This window comes from Yoonia sp. R2-816 (assembly GCF_046762905.1).
GTDB lineage: Bacteria > Pseudomonadota > Alphaproteobacteria > Rhodobacterales > Rhodobacteraceae > Yoonia.
The window spans coordinates 115053-133343 of the sequence record NZ_JBKQXN010000216.1 but is presented as its reverse complement, the minus strand read 5'-3'; the positions used below and the strand labels follow the sequence as shown (position 1 = coordinate 133343).

Genomic DNA, 18291 nt, shown 5'->3' with positions numbered 1-18291 from the left:
ATAAGTCTAAAACAAATGCGTGATTGAGGTTCGTGTGTGCCATCTGACCAGTTGATTGAGATCCCGCCAGGTGCAAGGCTGCGGCGCTTGCCGATTTCTGCGGTGTTGCTGCTGTTCGCGGTGACGTGTTTTATTGCCGCCGCATTGGTGCCAGTGATCGCTCTGCGATATGGCCTGCTGATTGCGGGCGGTATCTCGCTGTTGCTAGCCCTGCTGCTGGCCGCGCGATATCTCGTTTTGGGACGCTTGAATGAGGATCTGACAGCCGCTGCGACTCTGTTGATCGCAAAGGATGCTGACAGCGCATTCGTGACCGATGCGGCATGCATTGTTCAGGATGCGAACAGCCCATCGCACGCACGATTTGGCCAGACAATTGGTCAGTCGATGCGACAGGTTCTTGGCACATTGATGGCCCAGCCAGATGGTTTGATGCGGCGCGTGAAGGAGCGTGTTGCCGCAGGGGGCCACAGCAAAGAGGATATTGTGACCCGCAGCGGTCATTTCCGGCTGAGCGTTTCGGCCATCGGCGACGGTGCCATGTTGTGGCGGCTCGATGATCTGGAAGATACAAGATACGCGCCCTTGGGCACTGCAAATATCAATCTGCCACATCTGCAAATCAGCGCGACGGGGACGGTTGCACAGATCAACGACGCCGCGCGCCGCCTTTTGGGAGGACGGCCCAAGACGCTGTCAGATGTTATCGAAGATCTGCCGGTCCGTGCCGGTCAGGTCCACAAAATCAAGACGACCGGAAACCGGACAACAGCGGTTGTGGCAGAAGTCACGGGGCGTGGCGGTGAGTGTGATATCTATCTGCTGCCCGATACCGGCACGACGGCCCCCAGAAAATTCAATGCTGGCTGGGACGCGATCGAGGATCTGCCAGTTCCTTTGATGAAGATTTCACCGGATGGTGAAATTCTGGCGTCAAACCGCGAGGCACGGCAATTACTGAATCTGCAAGACACGGCTGGTAAACGTATGGCTGACGTGTTGGACGGATTGGGCCGCCCGATCAACGATTGGCTGCGCGAAGCGGCTGAAGGGCGCGGCGGCAATGTCTCGCAGTTTTTGCGCGGGCGCAGCGAAAACCAAGATACGTTTGTTCAGGTCACGCTGAATATCTCAGGTGAGACCACGGATACCCACCTCATTGCCGTGCTGAACGATGTGACCGAACTCAAGACGCTCGAAGCGCAATTTGTGCAAAGCCAGAAGATGCAGGCCATCGGCCAACTCGCTGGAGGCGTGGCACATGATTTCAACAACCTGCTGACGGCGATTTCCGGGCACTGTGATTTGCTGCTTCTGCGCCATGATGAAGGCGACCAGAATTATGGTGATCTGATCCAGATCCATCAGAACGCCAATCGAGCAGCAAGTCTTGTGGGACAGTTACTTGCCTTTTCACGCAAGCAGAATCTGCAGCCCGAAATCATCGATTTGCGCGATACGCTGTCTGATCTGACCCATCTGTTGAACCGATTGGTGGGTGAAAAAGTGACGTTGCTGCTGAACCATGACCCGGCACTGGCCCAGATCAAAGCCGACCGCCGCCAGTTGGAGCAAGTTTTGATGAACCTCGTGGTCAATGCGCGCGATGCCATGCCCAAGGGCGGCGAAATCAGGGTGGTGACTGAGAACCTGTCGCTGAAAACGCAGATGGTCAAGGATCGGGCCATCGTGCCACCGGGCGAATATGTTGTGGTGAAGGTCATTGATGAAGGTCACGGGATTCCAGCCGAAAAACTGCCAAAAATCTTCGAACCTTTCTATACGACCAAGCGTGTAGGTGAGGGGACCGGCCTGGGGCTTTCGACGGCTTACGGCATCGTGAAACAGACCGGTGGTTACATCTTTGCCGAAAGCGAAGTGGACAAGGGGACGCAGTTTTCCTTGCTTTTCCCCAGCTATGATCTGCCTGTTGCAGAACCGCTTGAGGTGGCCACATCTGCACCCCAACCGATCAACACCGAAGCCGAGGGCGTTGTCCTTTTGGTGGAAGATGAAGCGCCGGTGCGGGCCTTTGCGTCTCGTGCCTTGCGTCTGCGAGGTTACACGGTGCTTGAGGCCGATTGTGCAGAGGCGGCACTGGAGATGCTCAACGACACTGAACTGGGCGTCGACATTTTTGTAACGGACGTGATCATGCCTGGCATGGACGGTCCCACCTGGGTGCGCGAAGCATTGGTCGACCGGCCCGATACGAAGGTGGTGTTCGTTTCGGGCTATGCCGAGGATGCTTTTGGCGATGATCAGTCGCGGATACCGAATTCAGTCTTTTTGCCCAAGCCATTTTCGCTGAATGCGCTCACCCAGACGGTTCAAGGTCAATTGCAGGACCGCCGGATGACGGCTTAGCGGCTTTATCGTCTAGGTTGCGGGTGAGCCGAAGATAGAGTGATGCGGTCTTTTTTGGAGCGGCCAGGAACGATGAAGCAGTAAGATAGACAATCGCGTTGGCCTGCTGAACCCGTCTGCACCTCCGGTAAAACAATCAAGAGAGTGGGCGCAGATTTGCCCCTGCGATTGATGAATGGTTGATCCGCACGCTCACCGCCGGTTGACGCCAAGCTGTCAGATTGGTTTCTGCCAGCCAGTTTTCCTTAATTAGAAAGGGCGACCAGATGTGCCGCTGATCCGGTCAGGGCGGCGTAATCGTCTTCGATCACGTGCACGGCGAAGTTGCTCATGAAGCCCGCAAACCGACCCTTGTCGCGGAAGGCTTCACCGAAGCCGAATGTTGACAGATGCGGTGCAAAGGCACGGGCGACGCCGCCGACCAGATAGACACCCCCAAAGGGCAGTTGAATCAAGGACAGGTTGCCACAAACCGTGCCGAGAATACGGGTGAACAGGCGCGCAGCCTCGACCGCGCGTTCATCACTGCCATTGGCGCAGGCGGTCATGATATCTTTGGCCGCGCGTTCGCGTGGATCGTCCGCCTCGTTGCCGAAGAACGCATAGACCCGTTCCAGACCGCGCCCCGAAAGCACATCTTCGACCGCCGGGAACCCGTGCGCTGTGGAAACGAACTGGCACAGCCGCAGCTCCATCTCGTTGCGGATGGGCAGGTTGGCGTGGCCACATTCGGACGGGGGCACCATGCGTCCGCTTTCAAGATCGAACACCGGTGCCGCGTTGAAGCCAGTGCCGACGCCGACCACCAGTTTAGCGGCATTGTTTTTCGGCTCTGGCCCAGTCAGGATGCTGCGGATATTGGCGGGGTCCAAATGGTCGAGCGCATGGCCCTGCGCCTGCAGATCGTTCAGGATGGCGACCGTTTCGGCACGTGTCGCCCGGCCAAGCGTCTCCTTGTCGATGGTCCAGTCAAGGTTGGTCATCGCCGCTCGTCCGTCACGCACAGGGCCGGCCACGGCCACGCAAGCAGCGATAGGATCAACGCCGTCCTCGTCAGCGATGTAGCGTTTCAGGACGGATTCGAGCCCCGGAAAATCGCTGTTGCTGTAGCGGCGCACGGTGCCGTCGACAATGCGGCGCCCGTCAGCCAGAGCGACGCGCGTATTGGTGCCGCCAATATCGGCGACCAGCGAATAGGTGTTGTCGGGATGGCTCATGGTGATCCTTAACGCGCGATGGCGGCTTTGAGCGCGTGATAGGACGCTTTGGGTGTCCGCTTCAAGGTCTCGAAATCCACATGTACGATCCCAAAGCGTTTCTCATACCCGAAGGCCCATTCGTAGTTATCCAAAAGCGACCAGTAGAAAAAGCCCTGCACGTTGGCACCGTCAGCGATGGCACGTTTGGTTGCCAGCATGTGGTCAGAGACGAAGGATGTCCGCTCCGGGTCGTAGACGGCACCGTTTTCGAGCGCGTCGGCCCAGGCCATTCCGTTCTCTGTCACGTAAAGCGGCAGGTCGCCCACATAGTCGCGCGACAATCGCGTCAGGAAATGGTGCAGGCCGTCCGGGTAGATTTCCCAACCCATCTGCGTGGTGGGCAAATCGCCCTCAACTGATGTGAGGTGCGGCCAGGCGCTGTTGGCATCGTGAAGCACGCGGTGGCGGGTGTAGTAATTCACGCCGAGCCAGTCCATTGGTTGGCTGATCAGGTCCATGTCGTCCTGCCAGCCAGCGGGCATGTGGGGTTCGAAACCGGCCAGCACCCCTTTGGGGTAGGTCCCCTTGGTGGCGGCGTCGATGAACCAGCGGTTGAAGATGGCGTCTTGTAGGTTGGCGGCGGCTTCCGCTTCTGGCGTATCATCGGCGGGGGTCGTGTGATCGAAGTTCAGCACGATGCCGCAGTTTTGCATCCCCTTGGCGCGCAACCGTTCCATGGCTGTGCCATGGGCCAGCATGATGTGATGCATAGCCCGCGCTGTGGCGCGCAAGTCGCGCAAGCCCGGCGCGTGGTGGCCAAGAAAATGCGACAGAAAGGACACGCACCACGGTTCGTTGATCGTGGCAATGGCCGCGACCCGGTCGCCGATCCGGTCGGTGATTACATCAGTGAAATCGCCAAAAAATTCACAGGTATCGCGGTTCGCCCATCCGCCCTCATCCGCCAGTGTTGAAGGCAGTTCCCAGTGATAGAGCGTCTGAAATGGCTTCAGACCCCGTTCAAGCATCGCATCGACCAGCCTGTCGTAGAAATCAAGCCCTTCGGCATTGGGTGTTCGCCCGTCCGGCATGACCCGCGCCCAGGAGGTCGAAAACCGGTAGGCGTCGAGGCCGGCATCTTTCAGTAGATCGAGGTCTTCGGGGTAGCGATGGTAGTGATCGCAGGCAAGCGCACCATCTTCTGCGCGTATGACATTGCCCGGCGTGGCGGCAAACGTATCCCAGTGAGTTGATCCGGCCCCGCCGAATTTGTGGCCTTCGATCTGGTATGCGGCGGTCGCGGCCCCGAAAGTGAAACCTTCGGGGAAATCGGAACGTTTGAAATCCATAATCAGTCCTTTCGGGGGGCAGGGCCGGTTGAGCCACCCACCATCAGTTCAGCCTCTAGCAAGGTCGTTTTTGGTGTGCCGCCCGGGTTGGCAATAATGTCGAGCAGTATATGCGCCAATTGCCTGCCTGCCTCGCGCACCGATGACCGGGTTGCGGTGAAAATCGGGACGTCACCGCCATTCTGCAGATAAGACAGGGCATCGTCATGGGTGATGATCGATACATCGCGGCCGATGGTCAGTCCCTGTTCTTCAACTGCACGCCGCGCCCCGAGCGCGCTAATCAGTGATGAGGCAAGGATCGCCGTTGGTGCGTTTGTTTCCTGCAGCATATCACGGGTGGATTGGTAACCAAAAACCTCGGTCATTTCGCCAGAGCGCATCAGTGCAGGGTCTACTGCGACGTTGTGCGCACGCAGGGCATCTTCGTACCCTGCGCGGCGTCTATGTGCAAAATCCATGACTTCCAGACCGTTGATCAGGGCAATCCGTCGGTGCCCCAGATCAAAAAGAAACCGGGTGGCCCGCTCAAAGGCACTGCGATTGTTGACGTCGAGCCATGCATAGGGGGTTTCGCATCCGGTGGCGCGACCGTGGACGGCGAATGGCAAGCCTAACTCCTGCAAAAGCGGGATGCGCGGATCGTTCATGCTCGGGCCATGCACGATCACCCCATCGACAGCCCGCCGCGATTTAAGGCCGCGATAGATCTGGTGTTCGTCTTCGTCGGCGACAATCGACAGGATCATCTCGTAGCCGTGGCGTGCATATGTTTCGCCTGCACCGGCGATGAAATCGCCGAAGATCGGGTTTACCATCTCGTGTTTTGTGGACATGGGAATGACATGGCCAATCGCGAGCGCCTTGCCGGTGGCCAACCCCTTGGCGCGGGTGCTGGGGCGGTAGTTGAAGGCCTTTGCTGCTTCCTCGACCCGGGCGCGTGTGGCGGCACTCACCTCCGGGTAGCCGTTCAAGGCGCGGCTGACCGTGGTTTGGCTAAGTCCCAGATTCTGTGAGAGTTCTTTGAGGTTCATACCGGTTTTTCGCCAAAGCGCTTTCAATTATGACGGCCGAAAGGGGCCGTCAGAAAATTCTCCGTAATCGTTTCAGTATCGGCGATGCCTCCGGATTCCAAGTATTTTTTTCGAGCGCTTTGGCCGGTTGACAGTAGGGTCAACTTGGATGAGGGTAGGGCATCCAAAGCGCTTTGGCTATGATTCCAAATTGCTGCAGGAAAGCCAAAGCATGGTAACATGCAAACGTAAGTCACGCGCAATGACGCGCGATTGGGAGGACATTCAATGAAAACGAAACTGTATGCCGGTGTGGCAGCGGTTGCCCTGACTGCAGGTGCCGTTCAGGCCGAGCAGATCACTGTTTTTGGCCCTTGGCTGGGCCCCGACCAGGAAAATGTCGAAAAGGTGCTTGCGGCGTTCGCCGAAGCGTCTGGTCACGACGTGCGCTACACTGGTTCAGACAGCTTCGAGCAGCAGATCCTGATCGATGCCGAGGCGGGGTCTGCCCCCAACGTGTCTGTCTTTCCGCAGCCCGGTCTGGCGTCCGACATGGCCAGCCGCGGTTTCTTGACACCGCTGCGCGATGGCACGGACGACTGGCTGCGTGAAAACTATGCCGCTGGTCAGTCCTGGGTTGATCTGGGCACCTATGCCAACGAAAACGGCGAAGACGGGCTGTACGGCTTCTTCTACAAGGTCGATGTGAAGTCACTTGTCTGGTTCATCCCCGAGAATTTCGAGGATGCAGGGTACGAAGTGCCTGAAACCATGGAAGAATTGAAGGCGTTGACGGATCAGATCGTAGCAGACGGCGAGACGCCGTGGTGCATCGGTCTGGGCTCTGGCGGTGCAACGGGTTGGCCCGCGACCGACTGGGTCGAAGACATGATGCTGCGCACGCAGCCGCCCGAAGTCTATGACGCGTGGGTCAGCAACGAGATGCCGTTTGACGCGCCAGAAGTCGTAGCCGCCATCGAAGAGTTCGGTGCATTCGCCCGCAATGACGACTATGTCGCCGGTGGTGCCGGCGCAGTTGCGACAACCGACTTCCGCGACAGCCCGAAGGGTATGTTTGCCTCACCGCCCCAGTGCTACATGCACCGGCAGGCATCGTTCATTCCGGCCTTCTTCCCTGAAGGCACGGAAGTGGGCGAGGATGTCGATTTCTTCTACTTCCCGGCTTATGCCGAGAAGGATCTGGGGTCTCCCGTTCTGGGGGCTGGCACGCTTTGGGCCATCACCAACGAGAACGAAGCAGCACATGAGCTGATCGCGTTCCTGCAGACACCAGAGGCACACGAGATCTGGATGGGTCTGGGTGGTTTCCTGACACCGCATACTGGTGTTGATCTGGGTGCCTTCAGCGATCCGACCCTCGGCAAGATGAACGAGATCTTGCTGGGCGCGACGACCTTCCGCTTTGACGCATCTGACCTGATGCCCGGTGGTGTTGGTGCCGGGTCGTTCTGGACCGGCATGGTCGACTATGCTGGCGGTAAGGATGCGGGCGAGGTGGCATCGGCCATCCAGTCATCCTGGGACTCGCTGAAGTAAGCCTGACGAGCTTCAAAGCATTGGGACGGTCCGGCCACCGGGCCGTCCCCACCAAAACATAGCCTAGGGAGGGGACTATGCATCCAGCATTACTTGGTCTTGTGACCATTGTGGTCGGTGTCGGCGGTTGTTTGGCGTATTTCTACTTTTCCAACCTCGTTCTGGACAAGTTCATCTTTCCCGCGAAGGGCACGGATGCAGGCCGGAACATCAATCGCGCCAATATGGTCCGTCCCTGGCTTTTTCTCTTTCCTGCCATTCTGGCCCTGGGCCTCTATCTGGCTTATCCGGTTGTTGCCACCCTGTGGTATTCGCTGACTGACCGCGATCAGGGCGGTGCCTTTGTCGGACTGGCCAATTACAACCAGATGTTTGGCGAACCGAAATTCTGGGAAGCCATGCGCAATAACATGCTTTGGCTGATTATTGTTCCTGCAGCCTCGACCGCATTTGGATTGTTGGCAGCACAGCTGACGGATCGAATCAAATGGGGCAGCTTTGCGAAATCCCTGATCTTCATGCCGATGGCGATTTCATTCGTCGGTGCGGCCGTTATCTTCAAGCTGATCTATGACACCCGCCCTGTGGATCAGAACCAGATTGGTGTGCTGAACGCTGTCTGGCTGCAGTTCGAAGGCGGTATTGGGTCGTTTCTGATCCTGCGATTGTTGCCGGGCCTCTTGACGATTTGCGCGGCTGCTGCTGCGTTGTTCGTCGCCTATGGGCAATTTAGGGCGGCAATGGAAAGCCGCGGCGGGGCCTTTGCCAAGACCATGCATGGTGTGCTGATCGCGGTACTGGTCTTTGTTGCGTTGGCGTGCCTGTCGTTGACTTACGGGGCCTTTACCAATGCCCATCCTTACGGTGAGCCGCAGACTTGGTTGACGATCCCCGGATGGAACTCTTTCTTTTTGATGATCGTCCTGATTTGGATTCAGACAGGTTTTGCCATGGTGATCCTGTCTGCTGCACTCCGCGGTATCCCCGAAGAAACGGTTGAGGCGGCGATTGTGGACGGGGCCAACCCGTTTCAGGTGTTTTTCAAAATCAAGATGCCGCAGATCGCAGGTACCATTGTAGTGGTCTGGACGACGATCACCCTGGTGGTGCTCAAGGTCTTTGACATCGTGTTTGCGATGACCAACGGCCAGTGGGAAACACAGGTTCTGGCCAACTACATGTTCGACAAACTGTTCCGCGCCAATGACTGGGGGGTTGGTTCGGCCAGTGCCATGATCATCATGCTGCTGGTCAGCCCGATCCTGGTCTGGAATGTATACAACGCCCGGAAGGAGATGCGGTAATGGATAATATTGCTGGCAGCAAGTCGAGCCTTGGCTGGGCGGTACAAATCTCGGTCGTGCTTTTGGTGGCGTTGTGGCTGTTTCCAACGGTGGGTCTGTTGGTGTCGTCCTTCCGGACATCGGATCAGATTTCCAGTTCCGGCTGGTGGCAATCGCTGTTTCCCACCGAGCAGAACATGACCCTGCGCACCACTGACCCGGATAACGAAGGTGCTCAGACGCTGGTTGATGGTGTTTACACTATTTCGGGCAATCTGTTTGGCGAGCCGGGCGATGCGGAGATCAGTGTTTGGGGCACGTCATCCCGCGCGATTGATGTTTATACACCCGGCGAAACCGCCGATCTGGGTGATGGTGAAACGATCACCGTGCAAGCGAATGGCGATTATGTCTGGACCGGAACTGAGGAGCTTTCCGGTCGAGGCCAACGGGCTTTTGTGACAGCGACAACGCCCCCCGACTTTACGCTGGACAACTATGAACAAGTCCTGCTGAGCGACAATGCAACGGATAGTATGGCCAAGGCGTTCTTCAATACGCTGACTGTGACGATCCCGGCGACCATCATTCCCATCGTGATTGCGGCTTTTGCTGCCTATGCGCTGGCTTGGATGGATTTTCCGGGGCGGGCCATTCTGATCGCCATGGTCGTGGGCTTGCTGGTGGTGCCCTTGCAACTGGCGCTAATCCCCCTCTTGAAACTGCATTTGGATATCGGCATCGGGAAGGGGTATTTAGGCACCTGGATGGCCCATACCGGGTTCGGGTTACCGCTCGCCATATATCTCTTGCGCAATTACATGGTGGGGCTGCCGCGTGACATTATTGAGAATGCCAAGGTGGACGGTGCGACGGATTTCCAGATCTTTACCAAGATCATCCTGCCGCTATCCTTCCCGGCGCTCGCATCATTTGCGATCTTCCAGTTCCTTTGGACATGGAATGACCTGCTGGTCGCCAAGGTGTTCCTGATTGATGCGACAGGTGACACGACAGTGATGACCAACCAAATCGTGGAGCTTTTGGGTACACGGGGTGGCAACTGGGAAATCCTCGCCACGGCAGCTTTCGTGTCGATTGCGGTACCGCTGGTCGTGTTCTTTGCCATGCAGAAATACCTCGTCCGCGGCCTGCTGGCCGGGTCGGTGAAGTAAGTGACAACCGTCCCGGGCTTGACCCGGGACCTCAACCACGCCGCTCCTACTAGGTCCCGGGAAAAGCCCGGGACGGGGCCGCGATAGGAACGACATTGATGAACACGAACCTGGCCACACAGCCGGACATGGCCATCGACAAGGACTGGTGGCGCGGCGCAGTGATCTATCAGATCTATCCGCGCAGTTATCAGGACAGTAATGGCGATGGGGTGGGCGACCTCTTGGGGATTGTCCAGCGGCTGCCTTATATCGCCTCGCTGGGGGTCGACGCGATCTGGATATCTCCCTTCTTCATGTCGCCGATGAAGGATTTCGGCTATGACGTGAGCGATTATTGCGATGTTGATCCGATGTTTGGGTCACTGGCTGATTTCGATGCTGTGGTGGATACGGCGCATCGGCTGGGCATTCGTGTGATGATCGATCTGGTGCTAAGCCATACCAGCGACCAACACCCATGGTTCGGTGAAAGCCGTTCCAACCGGACTAACGACAAGGCCAACTGGTATGTCTGGGCTGACCCGAAGCCGGATGGAACGCCACCCACCAATTGGTTGTCGATCTTTGGCGGATCCGGCTGGCAGTGGGATGCTCGGCGCGAACAATATTACCTGCACAATTTCCTGGTGTCTCAGCCTGATCTGAACTTCCACGAGCCCGCCGTGCAGGATGCGCTTTTGGATGTTGCCCGGTTCTGGCTGAATCGGGGTTGTGATGGGTTCCGGCTGGATACGATCAATTTCTATATGCATGACGAACAGTTGCGCGACAATCCAGCGCTGCCCCCGGAAAAGCGTAATGCGACGATTGCCCCGTCAGTTAACCCCTACAACCATCAGGAACATCTTTACGACAAGAACCACCCGGACAATGTGAAGTTTCTGGCGCGGTTGCGTGAAGTGATGGAACCTTATGGTGCTGCTGCGGTGGGTGAGGTGGGCGATGCCCAACGTGGTCTTGAGATTATGGGCGAATACACGGCCGGCGATGATCTGATGCAGATGTGCTATGCCTTTGAATTCCTATCCAAGGACCAGCCAACCGCCGCCCGTATTGTCGAGGTCATGAACCGGGTTGATGAGGTGGCTGCCGATGGCTGGGCCTGCTGGGCGTTTTCGAACCATGATGTGATGCGTCATGCCAGCCGCTGGTACCTGCCACCGGCGGCCCAGCGTATGTTTGCGACGCTGATCATGTGCTTGCGCGGTTCGGTCTGCCTGTATCAAGGCGAGGAACTGGGGCTGCCCGAGGCGGATGTGCCGTTTGAGGCATTGCAGGACCCCTATGGCATTGAGTTCTGGCCGGAATTCAAGGGGCGTGACGGCTGCCGGACCCCGATGGTGTGGGAGCCGAGCAACCAGAATGGCGGGTTTTCATCCGCAAAACCTTGGTTGCCCGTCGCTTCTGAGCATCTGCATATGTCCGTTGCCGCACAAGAGGACGAGCCGGGCGCGCTGCTGCACCATTACCGCAAGGCCATCGCGTTCCGCCATTCGCACCCGGCTATCAGTGTCGGTGCGCATGACGGGCTGCGCGCCAAGGGCGATGTGGTCTATTTCACGCGCACATCCGGCGACCAGACGATTTTCTGTGCATTTAACGTGAGTGAAACACCATCCGATTTCGATCTGCCCGAGGGGGAATGGACACCTATTGGTGCCGAACTGGGTAGTGCGCATGTATCTGCGGATGGACGACTGCATCTTGGGCCGTGGCAAGTTAGCCTCGCGCTCAAGCGATAAGAACATGAAGGGGAGTGAGACATGGCCGATCTGAAACTGGTGGATGTTGCCAAGACCTATGGCGGCACAGTGGATGTGCTCAAGAACATCAATCTGGACATCAAGCAGGGTGAGTTGATTGTTTTTGTGGGCCCATCAGGCTGCGGGAAATCCACGCTGCTGCGCATGATTGCGGGGTTGGAAAAGATCACCGGGGGCACGTTGGAGATCGATGGCCAATTGGTCAACGATGTCCCACCAGCACAGCGCGGCATTGCCATGGTGTTCCAGTCATACGCGCTTTATCCGCATATGACAGTACGCGATAACATGTCCTTTGCGCTGAAACTGGCCAAGAAATCCCCGCAGGAGATTGACGAGGCTGTCAACCGGGCGGCGAAGATCCTGCAATTGGATGAATATCTGGATCGCCTGCCCAAGGCTTTGTCGGGTGGTCAGCGCCAGCGTGTAGCGATTGGTCGTTCCATCGTGCGCGATCCGAAGGTGTATCTGTTTGACGAACCGCTGTCGAATCTCGATGCCGCCCTACGTGTCGCCACCCGGATCGAGATTGCGCAGCTGAAAGAATCCATGCCCGAAAGCACGATGATCTATGTCACCCACGATCAGGTCGAGGCGATGACGCTGGCCACTCGGATCGTTGTACTCGCCAACAAGGGGATCGCGCAGGTCGGATCACCGCTGGAGCTTTATGAGCGCCCGGAGAACGAGTTTGTGGCCCAGTTTATTGGCTCACCGGCGATGAACTTGCTGAGCGGTGAGATCGTCGAAACCGGTGCGCAAACCAAAGTGAAACTCGACGATGGCGGCAGTGCGTTTTCTGCGGTGCCGACCGAGAGTTCTGACAAGGGGCTGAAGGTCAATATCGGCGTGCGTCCCGAAGACATGATCCTGACGGAGGGCGATGATTATCTGTTCTCTGATACGGTAAGCATTGTCGAGGCGCTTGGCGAGGTCACACAGCTTTATTTTGAACCACCGCGTGCTGATACGGACACAGATACAGTGATTGCCAAGCTGCCTGGTATTCACACAGATATCCGGGGCAAGGCCCTGAAATTCACGGCTGATCCCGCCAAGGTTCAGATCTTCCACAACGGCAAATCGCTCTACTATCGTTAACAAGTTCGCGGTTGCCAGTGTCGCGTCGATGTGATCGCATCGGCGCGATTTCTATTTGGGGTAGGCGATGAAAGTACCTGAGAACACACTGAAAAAGGCGTTGGTCGCGGGCCGGGTGCAGCATGGGCTATGGTTGACGACCGGGTCACCTGTGGCTGCGGAAATTGCCGGTGATGCCGGCTTTGACTGGTGTCTGATTGATGGTGAGCATGGCCCCAACACGATCACCGATATGTTGCCGCAGGTGCAGGCGTTGCGTGCCACAGGGACGCCGGTTGTGGTGCGGATTGCCAGTGCCGAGGTCTGGATGGTCAAGCAGGTGCTTGATCTGGGTGTGCAGACAGTTCTTGTGCCCATGGTCGATGATGCTGCAAAGGCGGATGAGATGGCGCGGGCCATGCGCTATCCGCCGGATGGCATTCGCGGTATGGGAGCCTTGCTCGCACGGGCCTCCGGATTTGGGGCTGTCGCCGATTATCCAACGGCCGCTAATGCGCAGATGTGTCTGCTGGTGCAGGCTGAAAGTGCCGCAGCCGTTGACAACATTGATGCCATCGGAACCACGCAAGGGGTTGATGGTGTTTTTGTCGGCCCGGCTGATTTGTCTGCCGATATGGGCTATCCCGGACAACCAGACCACCCAGAGGTGACCAAGGCGATTGAGCATCTGATTGCCCGAACGGTCGCTGCCGGCAAGATCGCCGGGATCGTCATCTTTGATGAAAGCCAGTTCCAGACCTATGCCGATATGGGGGTCACGTTCCTGGGTGTTGGTGGCGATGCACTGGTGCTGAATACCGCCTTGCGCGGGCTGGCTACCCGCGTCAAAGCTTCCTGATTTTCAGGGTCGTGATCCGGTTCTGATCCTTGCTGACCACTTCGAACCGGAATCCGTGGAAGGAGAACACCTGACCTTCCAGCGGGATCATTTGCGCCTCGTGGATAACCAGCCCGGCGACTGTGTTTGCTTCTTCGTCGGGCAGGTTCCAGTCATGTGACCGGTTCAGGTCGCGGATAGTCATGCCACCATCAACCAGATATGCGCCATCTTCGGTTTCTTCGATCTGGTCTTCTTCGTGATCGTCAAATTCATCGGCGATTTCGCCCACAATCTCTTCGAGAATGTCCTCAAGCGTGATCAGCCCTTCGAGCCCGCCATATTCATCCACCACCAGCGCAAAATGGGTCTTTCGTTTAAGAAAGTTACGCATCTGTTCATCAAGCGTTGTGGTTTCCGGGATGAAGTAGGGCTCCATGGCGACCCGCATCACATCGAACTTTGCAAGGCCTTTGATGTCATCATCGCCCGCGAGCAGCTTGTGCATGGCGCGCAGCAGATCCTTGGCGTGGATCACGCCAACAATGTTTTCCTGATTGTCCTGGAATAAGGGCAGGCGGGTATGCTGGCTGGTCAGGATCTGGGCGAGGATGTCTTCGGGCGGCATGGCCGCATCAATCATCTCGATCCCTGAGCGGTGCAACATGACCTCTTCCACGGTACGGTCGTTCAGATCGAGCGCGCCAAGGATGCGGTCTCGGTCTTCCTTTTCCACAATCCCTTCGGAATGGCCAAGTGACAGCGCCCCAGCGATTTCTTCACGGACAGCCAAGATGTGGCTGTCGGGGTCCGTGCGGACGCCGAACAAGAACAGCACACCGCGCACCAGATAGCGGACGGCCGTCACGATGGGCGAGAATATCAGAACGATCAGCCCAATAGGCGCGGCCACACGGGACGCGACGGTTTCAGGGTATGTGATGGCAAAGGTTTTGGGCAGGACCTCAGCAAAGATCAGAACAAGCAAGGTCATGATCAGGGTTGCGGCGGCGACCCCATTCTGGCCGAAGAGCTGGGTCAAAACGGCTGTCGCCAATGAGGTAGCGAGGATATTCACCACGTTATTGCCCAACAGGACCGAGCCGATCAGCCGTTCATTATCTTCGGTGATCTTCAGCGCGCGTTCGGCACCTTTCGATCCCTTGTCGGCAGCCGTCCGCAGCTTGCCCCGCGACGCGGCGGTCAGCGCCGTCTCGGAGCCCGAGAAGAACCCGGACATCACCAGAAGAACAAGAATAGCAGCAGCCGTGATCCAGAAGGCGGCGTCAGAGATCGAGGATTCCATCAGAGGCTTTCACATAAAGACATTGCATTTATGGGGGTTAGACGTGCCAGCTTCAAGCCTTGGAAGGCTTTGCCAGCGGGTGATGATCCAGCACCAGTTCCTTGAGCCGGGCATCCAGAACGTGTGTGTAAATCTCGGTCGTGGCGACATCTGCATGACCCAGCATGGTCTGGATAGAGCGCAGATCGGCCCCGCCCGCCAACAGATGCGTGGCAAAGGCATGCCGCAGAGTGTGTGGGGTGACCTTGGCGGGTGATACGCCGCCGGCGACGGCAAATTCCTTGATCAGTCCAAAGAACCGTTGCCGTGTCATATGCCCCGCAGCCCCGCGCGAGGGAAACAAAAACTTTGACGTTGGCTTGCCCGCGCGCCGCACGGCTTCTTCAGCGTCATCGCGTTCGACCAGATAGGCGGCAAGTGCAATGCGTGCGGGTGGCGAAAGCGGCACCAGCCGTTCCTTGCCGCCCTTGCCACGCACCAGCAACATGCGCGGATCGCCCCGTGCGGCAGAGACAGGCAGGCTGACCAATTCGGTCACGCGCATCCCTGTGGCGTAAAGCAGCTCCATCAGGCAGGTATTGCGCAACCGGTCGCGTGGCGTGTTGCGGGCCGCGTCAAGCAGTCGATCCACTTCTGCAATCTCCAGCGTTTTCGGCAGCCGTTGTGCCCGGCCGGGCCCCTTGATCTGGATCGCTGGGTTGTCGTCGCGCCAGCCTTCGTCAAATGCGAAACGGTAGAGTTGCTTGACCGCTGATAGCCGCCGGGCACGGGTGGACTTGGCCAGGCCTTCCGCTTCGCAATCAATCAAGTAGCTTTCGATATTGTCCTGTGTAGCGGTGCCATAATGGAGCGATTTGTCTGCCAGCCATTCCGCAAATGCCTGCAGATCGCGGGCATAAGCCAGTTGTGTGTTGGTGGCGGCGTCCAATTCTGCAGCTTGCGCTTCAAGAAAGGTTTGCACCCAGCGGGCCATTGGCTGTGTGGCGTTGGTCACGTTTCCCGGTCCAGGATCATCAATTGCAATGCCGCCCGGCGCGCTGTGTCCTCCAGCCCGACCGAGCGGAACAATGCCAGTGCATCGGTGACGGAGCGCATATCGCCAGAGTAGCCTTCGTTAAAGAGGGCGACGGCGCGCAACAGGGCCTCGCCCAGTTTGCCCTCGGCCACGAGGTTTTGCAGAACGTCAGGTGGTGGCGCGCCGTTGAAAGCGGCCTGAATGGCCAGCTCCTTCGGGGTTGTCACCCGTACCTCTTGCGGCACACCGCGTGCGATGGCCATCAGGAACGGGTCGTGATCGGACCCAGCGGCATCAAGCGCTGCGGTTTCATAGTCGCCAGATAGCAGGCTGATTTCGAAGGCAAGTTTGTCGGCCTCCCCATCTAGCGGCAGGTCGATCAGGTCCATGCCATAAAGCTTTGCGAACTGGATTTCGGCCTGTGCCTGTTTCATGGCGTTCCAAGCAGTGGACAGAGTTCGCGCAATGGCATCAGTGTCGCGCGATTGCATGGCCGCATCGAACCGCTGTATCGCTGCGGCCCGTTCCCAGATCCCGCCAGAGGCGGCGGGTGTGCGGGCGGTGTAGACCTGTTGCAGGACGTTTTCGGAAACAGCCCCGTGACGGGCAAGCCTTTCCGCCGCCTCGATCTGGGATTTCCAGGCGGTGGTGCTGCGCAGATCGGCATGGGCAAAAGCCAAGGGCAGGTTGCGGGTGATCAGTGGTTCGCCAATCGCCTCATGCATGCGGAACATCAATGGGCTGACGCGCGCTGGCGGTTCCAGCGACGGCTCACCCTCGTAAAGTTCGGGGTCAAGAAAGCGGGACAGCAGCGCCTCTTCCTGTTCGGTGATGTCGCCCAGCACGCGATGGGTGTTCAGCGTCAGTGCTGCGGCAGCCCAATCGCCATTGCGCGCCAGGCAAAAGATGCGGGCAGGGTAGGTGGGCGCAACTGACGGCGTGTCGCGGACAACATCGCAGGCCTGATCCTCCGTCCCGGTCAGAAGGGCCACGTCGAACCAGCGGCGAAACAAGGGAACGGTGTCCGGTTCGGCGGCTTCGATAAGCGATTTGGCCTGTTCCAACGCGCCGAGGTCCAGAAGTTTGTCGACGCGCGCCAGAAAAAGCGCACCATCGGGACCCGCGCCGAGCGGCGGATCAGCCTCGGCCAGTATCAGCACCTTCAGGAATTCCTGAATGGCAGGCAGCGTTTCGACCCGCTCGGCCTGAACCAGTGTGACCAGCGTCGCCTCATCACTGCCTGACCAGATGGATGGCGGCAGGCCGGTCACACTGGCGGGTAGCAGGCCGATGCGGTCCTTTGAGGGGCGGTCCAGCGGGCTGACGGTGATTTGCGGTGTCGTAATCTCGCTTGCCACGGCTGGTTCGGCAATGGCTGCCGGTTCGATGCTTTGTGACAGCCAGTCGATGGCGGATAAAGGGGCACCACCCTCTTGCCCGGCAGCCGCCGTGGCAAGGACCATCGCCAGCGCGGTCAGCGGCCTAGTTTGTTTCCAGCGTGACAGGGCGTGTTACCTCTTGGGTTGGGGCGGCAAAATCAGCGGGGAAGAATATCGGGCCAATATAGGCGTAAGCAACAAGTGCCACGCCCGCCAGTACTATCAAAAACAGCAGTGCCTTGATCAGTCGCCACATTGCCCGCCCCTTGCTTACTTTTCTGCCTCGATTAGTGGTCTGAATGCCACTTGTTACGGTGTTTATATATGGTCTTTTGCGCAAGATCACGGCATTCATTCATTAATTTTTCATGTGGCGGCGGTTGGCCGAACAGGAGGTCTGGGCATATGGCGGATGCGCCGCAATTCCATCTGCATCGGACAGTTGTGTTGGTGGGGATGATGGGATCGGGTAAGACGGCGATTGGCCGTGCCCTGGCCGCACGTCTGGGCGTTGATTTCGTTGACAGCGACAGCGCCATTGAAGAGGCTGCCGCCCTGACGATTGCCGAGATTTTCGAGCGTGACGGTGAGGATTTCTTCCGCGAGCGCGAAGCCGAAGTATTGCGCCGCCTGTTATCCGGCCCGCCACAGGTCGTGTCCACAGGTGGTGGTGCGTTTCTGGCGGAGGGAAACCGTACTGCCATTGCCGAAATGGGCATTGCCCTATGGCTGAATGCGGACTTGTCCATTTTGTGGGAAAGGGTCAGGCACAAGGATACGCGACCGCTGCTTCGGACCGCTGACCCCAAAGGCACGCTGAAACGCATTTTCAATGAGCGTACCCCGATCTATGCCAAGGCATCGCTGCATGCGGAGATTGTCGCGGGGGCCTCGATTGAAGAGACAACACAAGGGGTTATAAACCTTTTGCTGGCCCGCCCTGATATTCTGGAGACCGATTGAT

15 protein-coding genes are annotated in these 18291 nt (G+C 58.0%); 8 read left to right on the top strand and 7 right to left on the bottom strand.

What is annotated here, in order from left to right:
• Positions 1–87 precede the first annotated feature (87 nt).
• The gene (locus ACFWW2_RS14775; protein ID WP_393929042.1) at positions 88–2367 is read left to right on the top strand and encodes an ATP-binding protein; all 2280 of its coding nucleotides are present in this window, start codon (positions 88–90) and stop codon (positions 2365–2367) included.
• A 245-nt stretch (positions 2368–2612) separates the two neighbouring features.
• On the opposite strand, the gene ACFWW2_RS14770 is transcribed toward ACFWW2_RS14775, so the two are convergent.
• Genes ACFWW2_RS14770 through ACFWW2_RS14760 form a run of 3 tightly spaced genes read right to left on the bottom strand, consistent with a single transcriptional unit; the run spans position 2613 to position 5949 of the window.
• A complete protein-coding gene (locus tag ACFWW2_RS14770; protein ID WP_393929040.1) occupies positions 2613–3584 on the bottom strand; it encodes a glucokinase in 972 nt (323 codons plus the stop codon).
• Positions 3585–3592: 8 nt separating this feature from the next.
• Positions 3593–4915: a GH1 family beta-glucosidase gene (locus ACFWW2_RS14765; RefSeq protein ID WP_393929038.1), complete on the bottom strand. Its 1323-nt coding sequence runs from the start codon at positions 4913–4915 to the stop codon at positions 3593–3595.
• Between the two features lie 2 nt (positions 4916–4917).
• Positions 4918–5949, bottom strand: coding sequence for a substrate-binding domain-containing protein (locus tag ACFWW2_RS14760; RefSeq protein ID WP_393929036.1), 1032 nt, complete (start codon positions 5947–5949; stop codon positions 4918–4920).
• Between the two features lie 267 nt (positions 5950–6216).
• On the opposite strand from ACFWW2_RS14760, the gene ACFWW2_RS14755 reads away from it, so the two are divergent.
• The 6 genes from ACFWW2_RS14755 to ACFWW2_RS14730 all read left to right on the top strand — a co-directional run bounded on the left by ACFWW2_RS14755 (position 6217) and on the right by ACFWW2_RS14730 (position 13648).
• On the top strand, positions 6217–7485 hold the full coding sequence (locus tag ACFWW2_RS14755) for an ABC transporter substrate-binding protein (protein WP_393929034.1): 1269 nt from the start codon (positions 6217–6219) through the stop codon (positions 7483–7485).
• A gap of 77 nt (positions 7486–7562) precedes the next feature.
• Positions 7563–8789 (top strand): carbohydrate ABC transporter permease, encoded by a 1227-nt coding sequence (locus tag ACFWW2_RS14750; protein ID WP_393929032.1) that lies wholly within the window; start codon positions 7563–7565, stop codon positions 8787–8789.
• A complete protein-coding gene (locus ACFWW2_RS14745) occupies positions 8789–9943 on the top strand; it encodes a carbohydrate ABC transporter permease (RefSeq protein WP_393929030.1) in 1155 nt (384 codons plus the stop codon). The genes ACFWW2_RS14750 and ACFWW2_RS14745 overlap by 1 nt, the downstream gene beginning before the upstream one ends.
• Before the next feature lie 98 nt (positions 9944–10041).
• Positions 10042–11688: an alpha-glucosidase gene (locus tag ACFWW2_RS14740; protein ID WP_393929028.1), complete on the top strand. Its 1647-nt coding sequence runs from the start codon at positions 10042–10044 to the stop codon at positions 11686–11688.
• Between the two features lie 21 nt (positions 11689–11709).
• A complete protein-coding gene (locus ACFWW2_RS14735) occupies positions 11710–12810 on the top strand; it encodes an ABC transporter ATP-binding protein (protein ID WP_393929026.1) in 1101 nt (366 codons plus the stop codon).
• A gap of 67 nt (positions 12811–12877) precedes the next feature.
• Positions 12878–13648 carry an HpcH/HpaI aldolase family protein gene (locus tag ACFWW2_RS14730; RefSeq protein WP_393929024.1) on the top strand — a complete coding sequence of 257 codons (771 nt, stop codon included), beginning with the start codon at positions 12878–12880 and terminating at the stop codon, positions 13646–13648.
• On the opposite strand, the gene ACFWW2_RS14725 is transcribed toward ACFWW2_RS14730, so the two are convergent.
• The 4 genes from ACFWW2_RS14725 to ACFWW2_RS14710 are packed head-to-tail and all read right to left on the bottom strand — an operon-like array spanning position 13635 to position 17583.
• A complete protein-coding gene (locus ACFWW2_RS14725; RefSeq protein ID WP_393929022.1) occupies positions 13635–14933 on the bottom strand; it encodes an HlyC/CorC family transporter in 1299 nt (432 codons plus the stop codon). The two genes, ACFWW2_RS14730 and ACFWW2_RS14725, sit on opposite strands and share 14 nt — an antisense overlap.
• Positions 14934–14985: 52 nt before the next feature.
• Positions 14986–15906 carry a site-specific tyrosine recombinase XerD gene (locus ACFWW2_RS14720; RefSeq protein ID WP_393929423.1) on the bottom strand — a complete coding sequence of 307 codons (921 nt, stop codon included), beginning with the start codon at positions 15904–15906 and terminating at the stop codon, positions 14986–14988.
• 17 nt (positions 15907–15923) lie between these two features.
• Positions 15924–17411 (bottom strand): hypothetical protein, encoded by a 1488-nt coding sequence (locus ACFWW2_RS14715; RefSeq protein ID WP_393929020.1) that lies wholly within the window; start codon positions 17409–17411, stop codon positions 15924–15926.
• Positions 17412–17430: 19 nt separating this feature from the next.
• Positions 17431–17583, bottom strand: coding sequence for a hypothetical protein (locus ACFWW2_RS14710; protein ID WP_393929018.1), 153 nt, complete (start codon positions 17581–17583; stop codon positions 17431–17433).
• Between the two features lie 149 nt (positions 17584–17732).
• Here ACFWW2_RS14710 and ACFWW2_RS14705 point away from each other — a divergent pair, with 149 nt between their 5' ends.
• Positions 17733–18290 carry a shikimate kinase gene (locus ACFWW2_RS14705; RefSeq protein ID WP_393929016.1) on the top strand — a complete coding sequence of 186 codons (558 nt, stop codon included), beginning with the start codon at positions 17733–17735 and terminating at the stop codon, positions 18288–18290.
• The last annotated feature ends 1 nt before the right edge of the window (position 18291 follow it).

Excerpts from the sequence above, each read along its gene's own strand:
- ACFWW2_RS14770 (WP_393929040.1), bottom strand. The coding sequence starts at position 3,584 with ATGAGCCATCCCGACAACACCTATTCGCTGGTCGCCGATATTGGCGGC.
- ACFWW2_RS14765 (WP_393929038.1), bottom strand. The coding sequence starts at position 4,915 with ATGGATTTCAAACGTTCCGATTTCCCCGAAGGTTTCACTTTCGGGGCC.
- ACFWW2_RS14760 (WP_393929036.1), bottom strand. The coding sequence starts at position 5,949 with ATGAACCTCAAAGAACTCTCACAGAATCTGGGACTTAGCCAAACCACG.
- ACFWW2_RS14755 (WP_393929034.1), top strand. The coding sequence starts at position 6,217 with ATGAAAACGAAACTGTATGCCGGTGTGGCAGCGGTTGCCCTGACTGCA.
- ACFWW2_RS14750 (WP_393929032.1), top strand. The coding sequence starts at position 7,563 with ATGCATCCAGCATTACTTGGTCTTGTGACCATTGTGGTCGGTGTCGGC.
- ACFWW2_RS14745 (WP_393929030.1), top strand. The coding sequence starts at position 8,789 with ATGGATAATATTGCTGGCAGCAAGTCGAGCCTTGGCTGGGCGGTACAA.
- ACFWW2_RS14740 (WP_393929028.1), top strand. The coding sequence starts at position 10,042 with ATGAACACGAACCTGGCCACACAGCCGGACATGGCCATCGACAAGGAC.
- ACFWW2_RS14735 (WP_393929026.1), top strand. The coding sequence starts at position 11,710 with ATGGCCGATCTGAAACTGGTGGATGTTGCCAAGACCTATGGCGGCACA.
- ACFWW2_RS14730 (WP_393929024.1), top strand. The coding sequence starts at position 12,878 with ATGAAAGTACCTGAGAACACACTGAAAAAGGCGTTGGTCGCGGGCCGG.
- ACFWW2_RS14725 (WP_393929022.1), bottom strand. The coding sequence starts at position 14,933 with ATGGAATCCTCGATCTCTGACGCCGCCTTCTGGATCACGGCTGCTGCT.
- ACFWW2_RS14720 (WP_393929423.1), bottom strand. The coding sequence starts at position 15,906 with ATGGCCCGCTGGGTGCAAACCTTTCTTGAAGCGCAAGCTGCAGAATTG.
- ACFWW2_RS14715 (WP_393929020.1), bottom strand. The coding sequence starts at position 17,411 with ATGGTCCTTGCCACGGCGGCTGCCGGGCAAGAGGGTGGTGCCCCTTTA.
- ACFWW2_RS14710 (WP_393929018.1), bottom strand. The coding sequence starts at position 17,583 with ATGTGGCGACTGATCAAGGCACTGCTGTTTTTGATAGTACTGGCGGGC.
- ACFWW2_RS14705 (WP_393929016.1), top strand. The coding sequence starts at position 17,733 with ATGGCGGATGCGCCGCAATTCCATCTGCATCGGACAGTTGTGTTGGTG.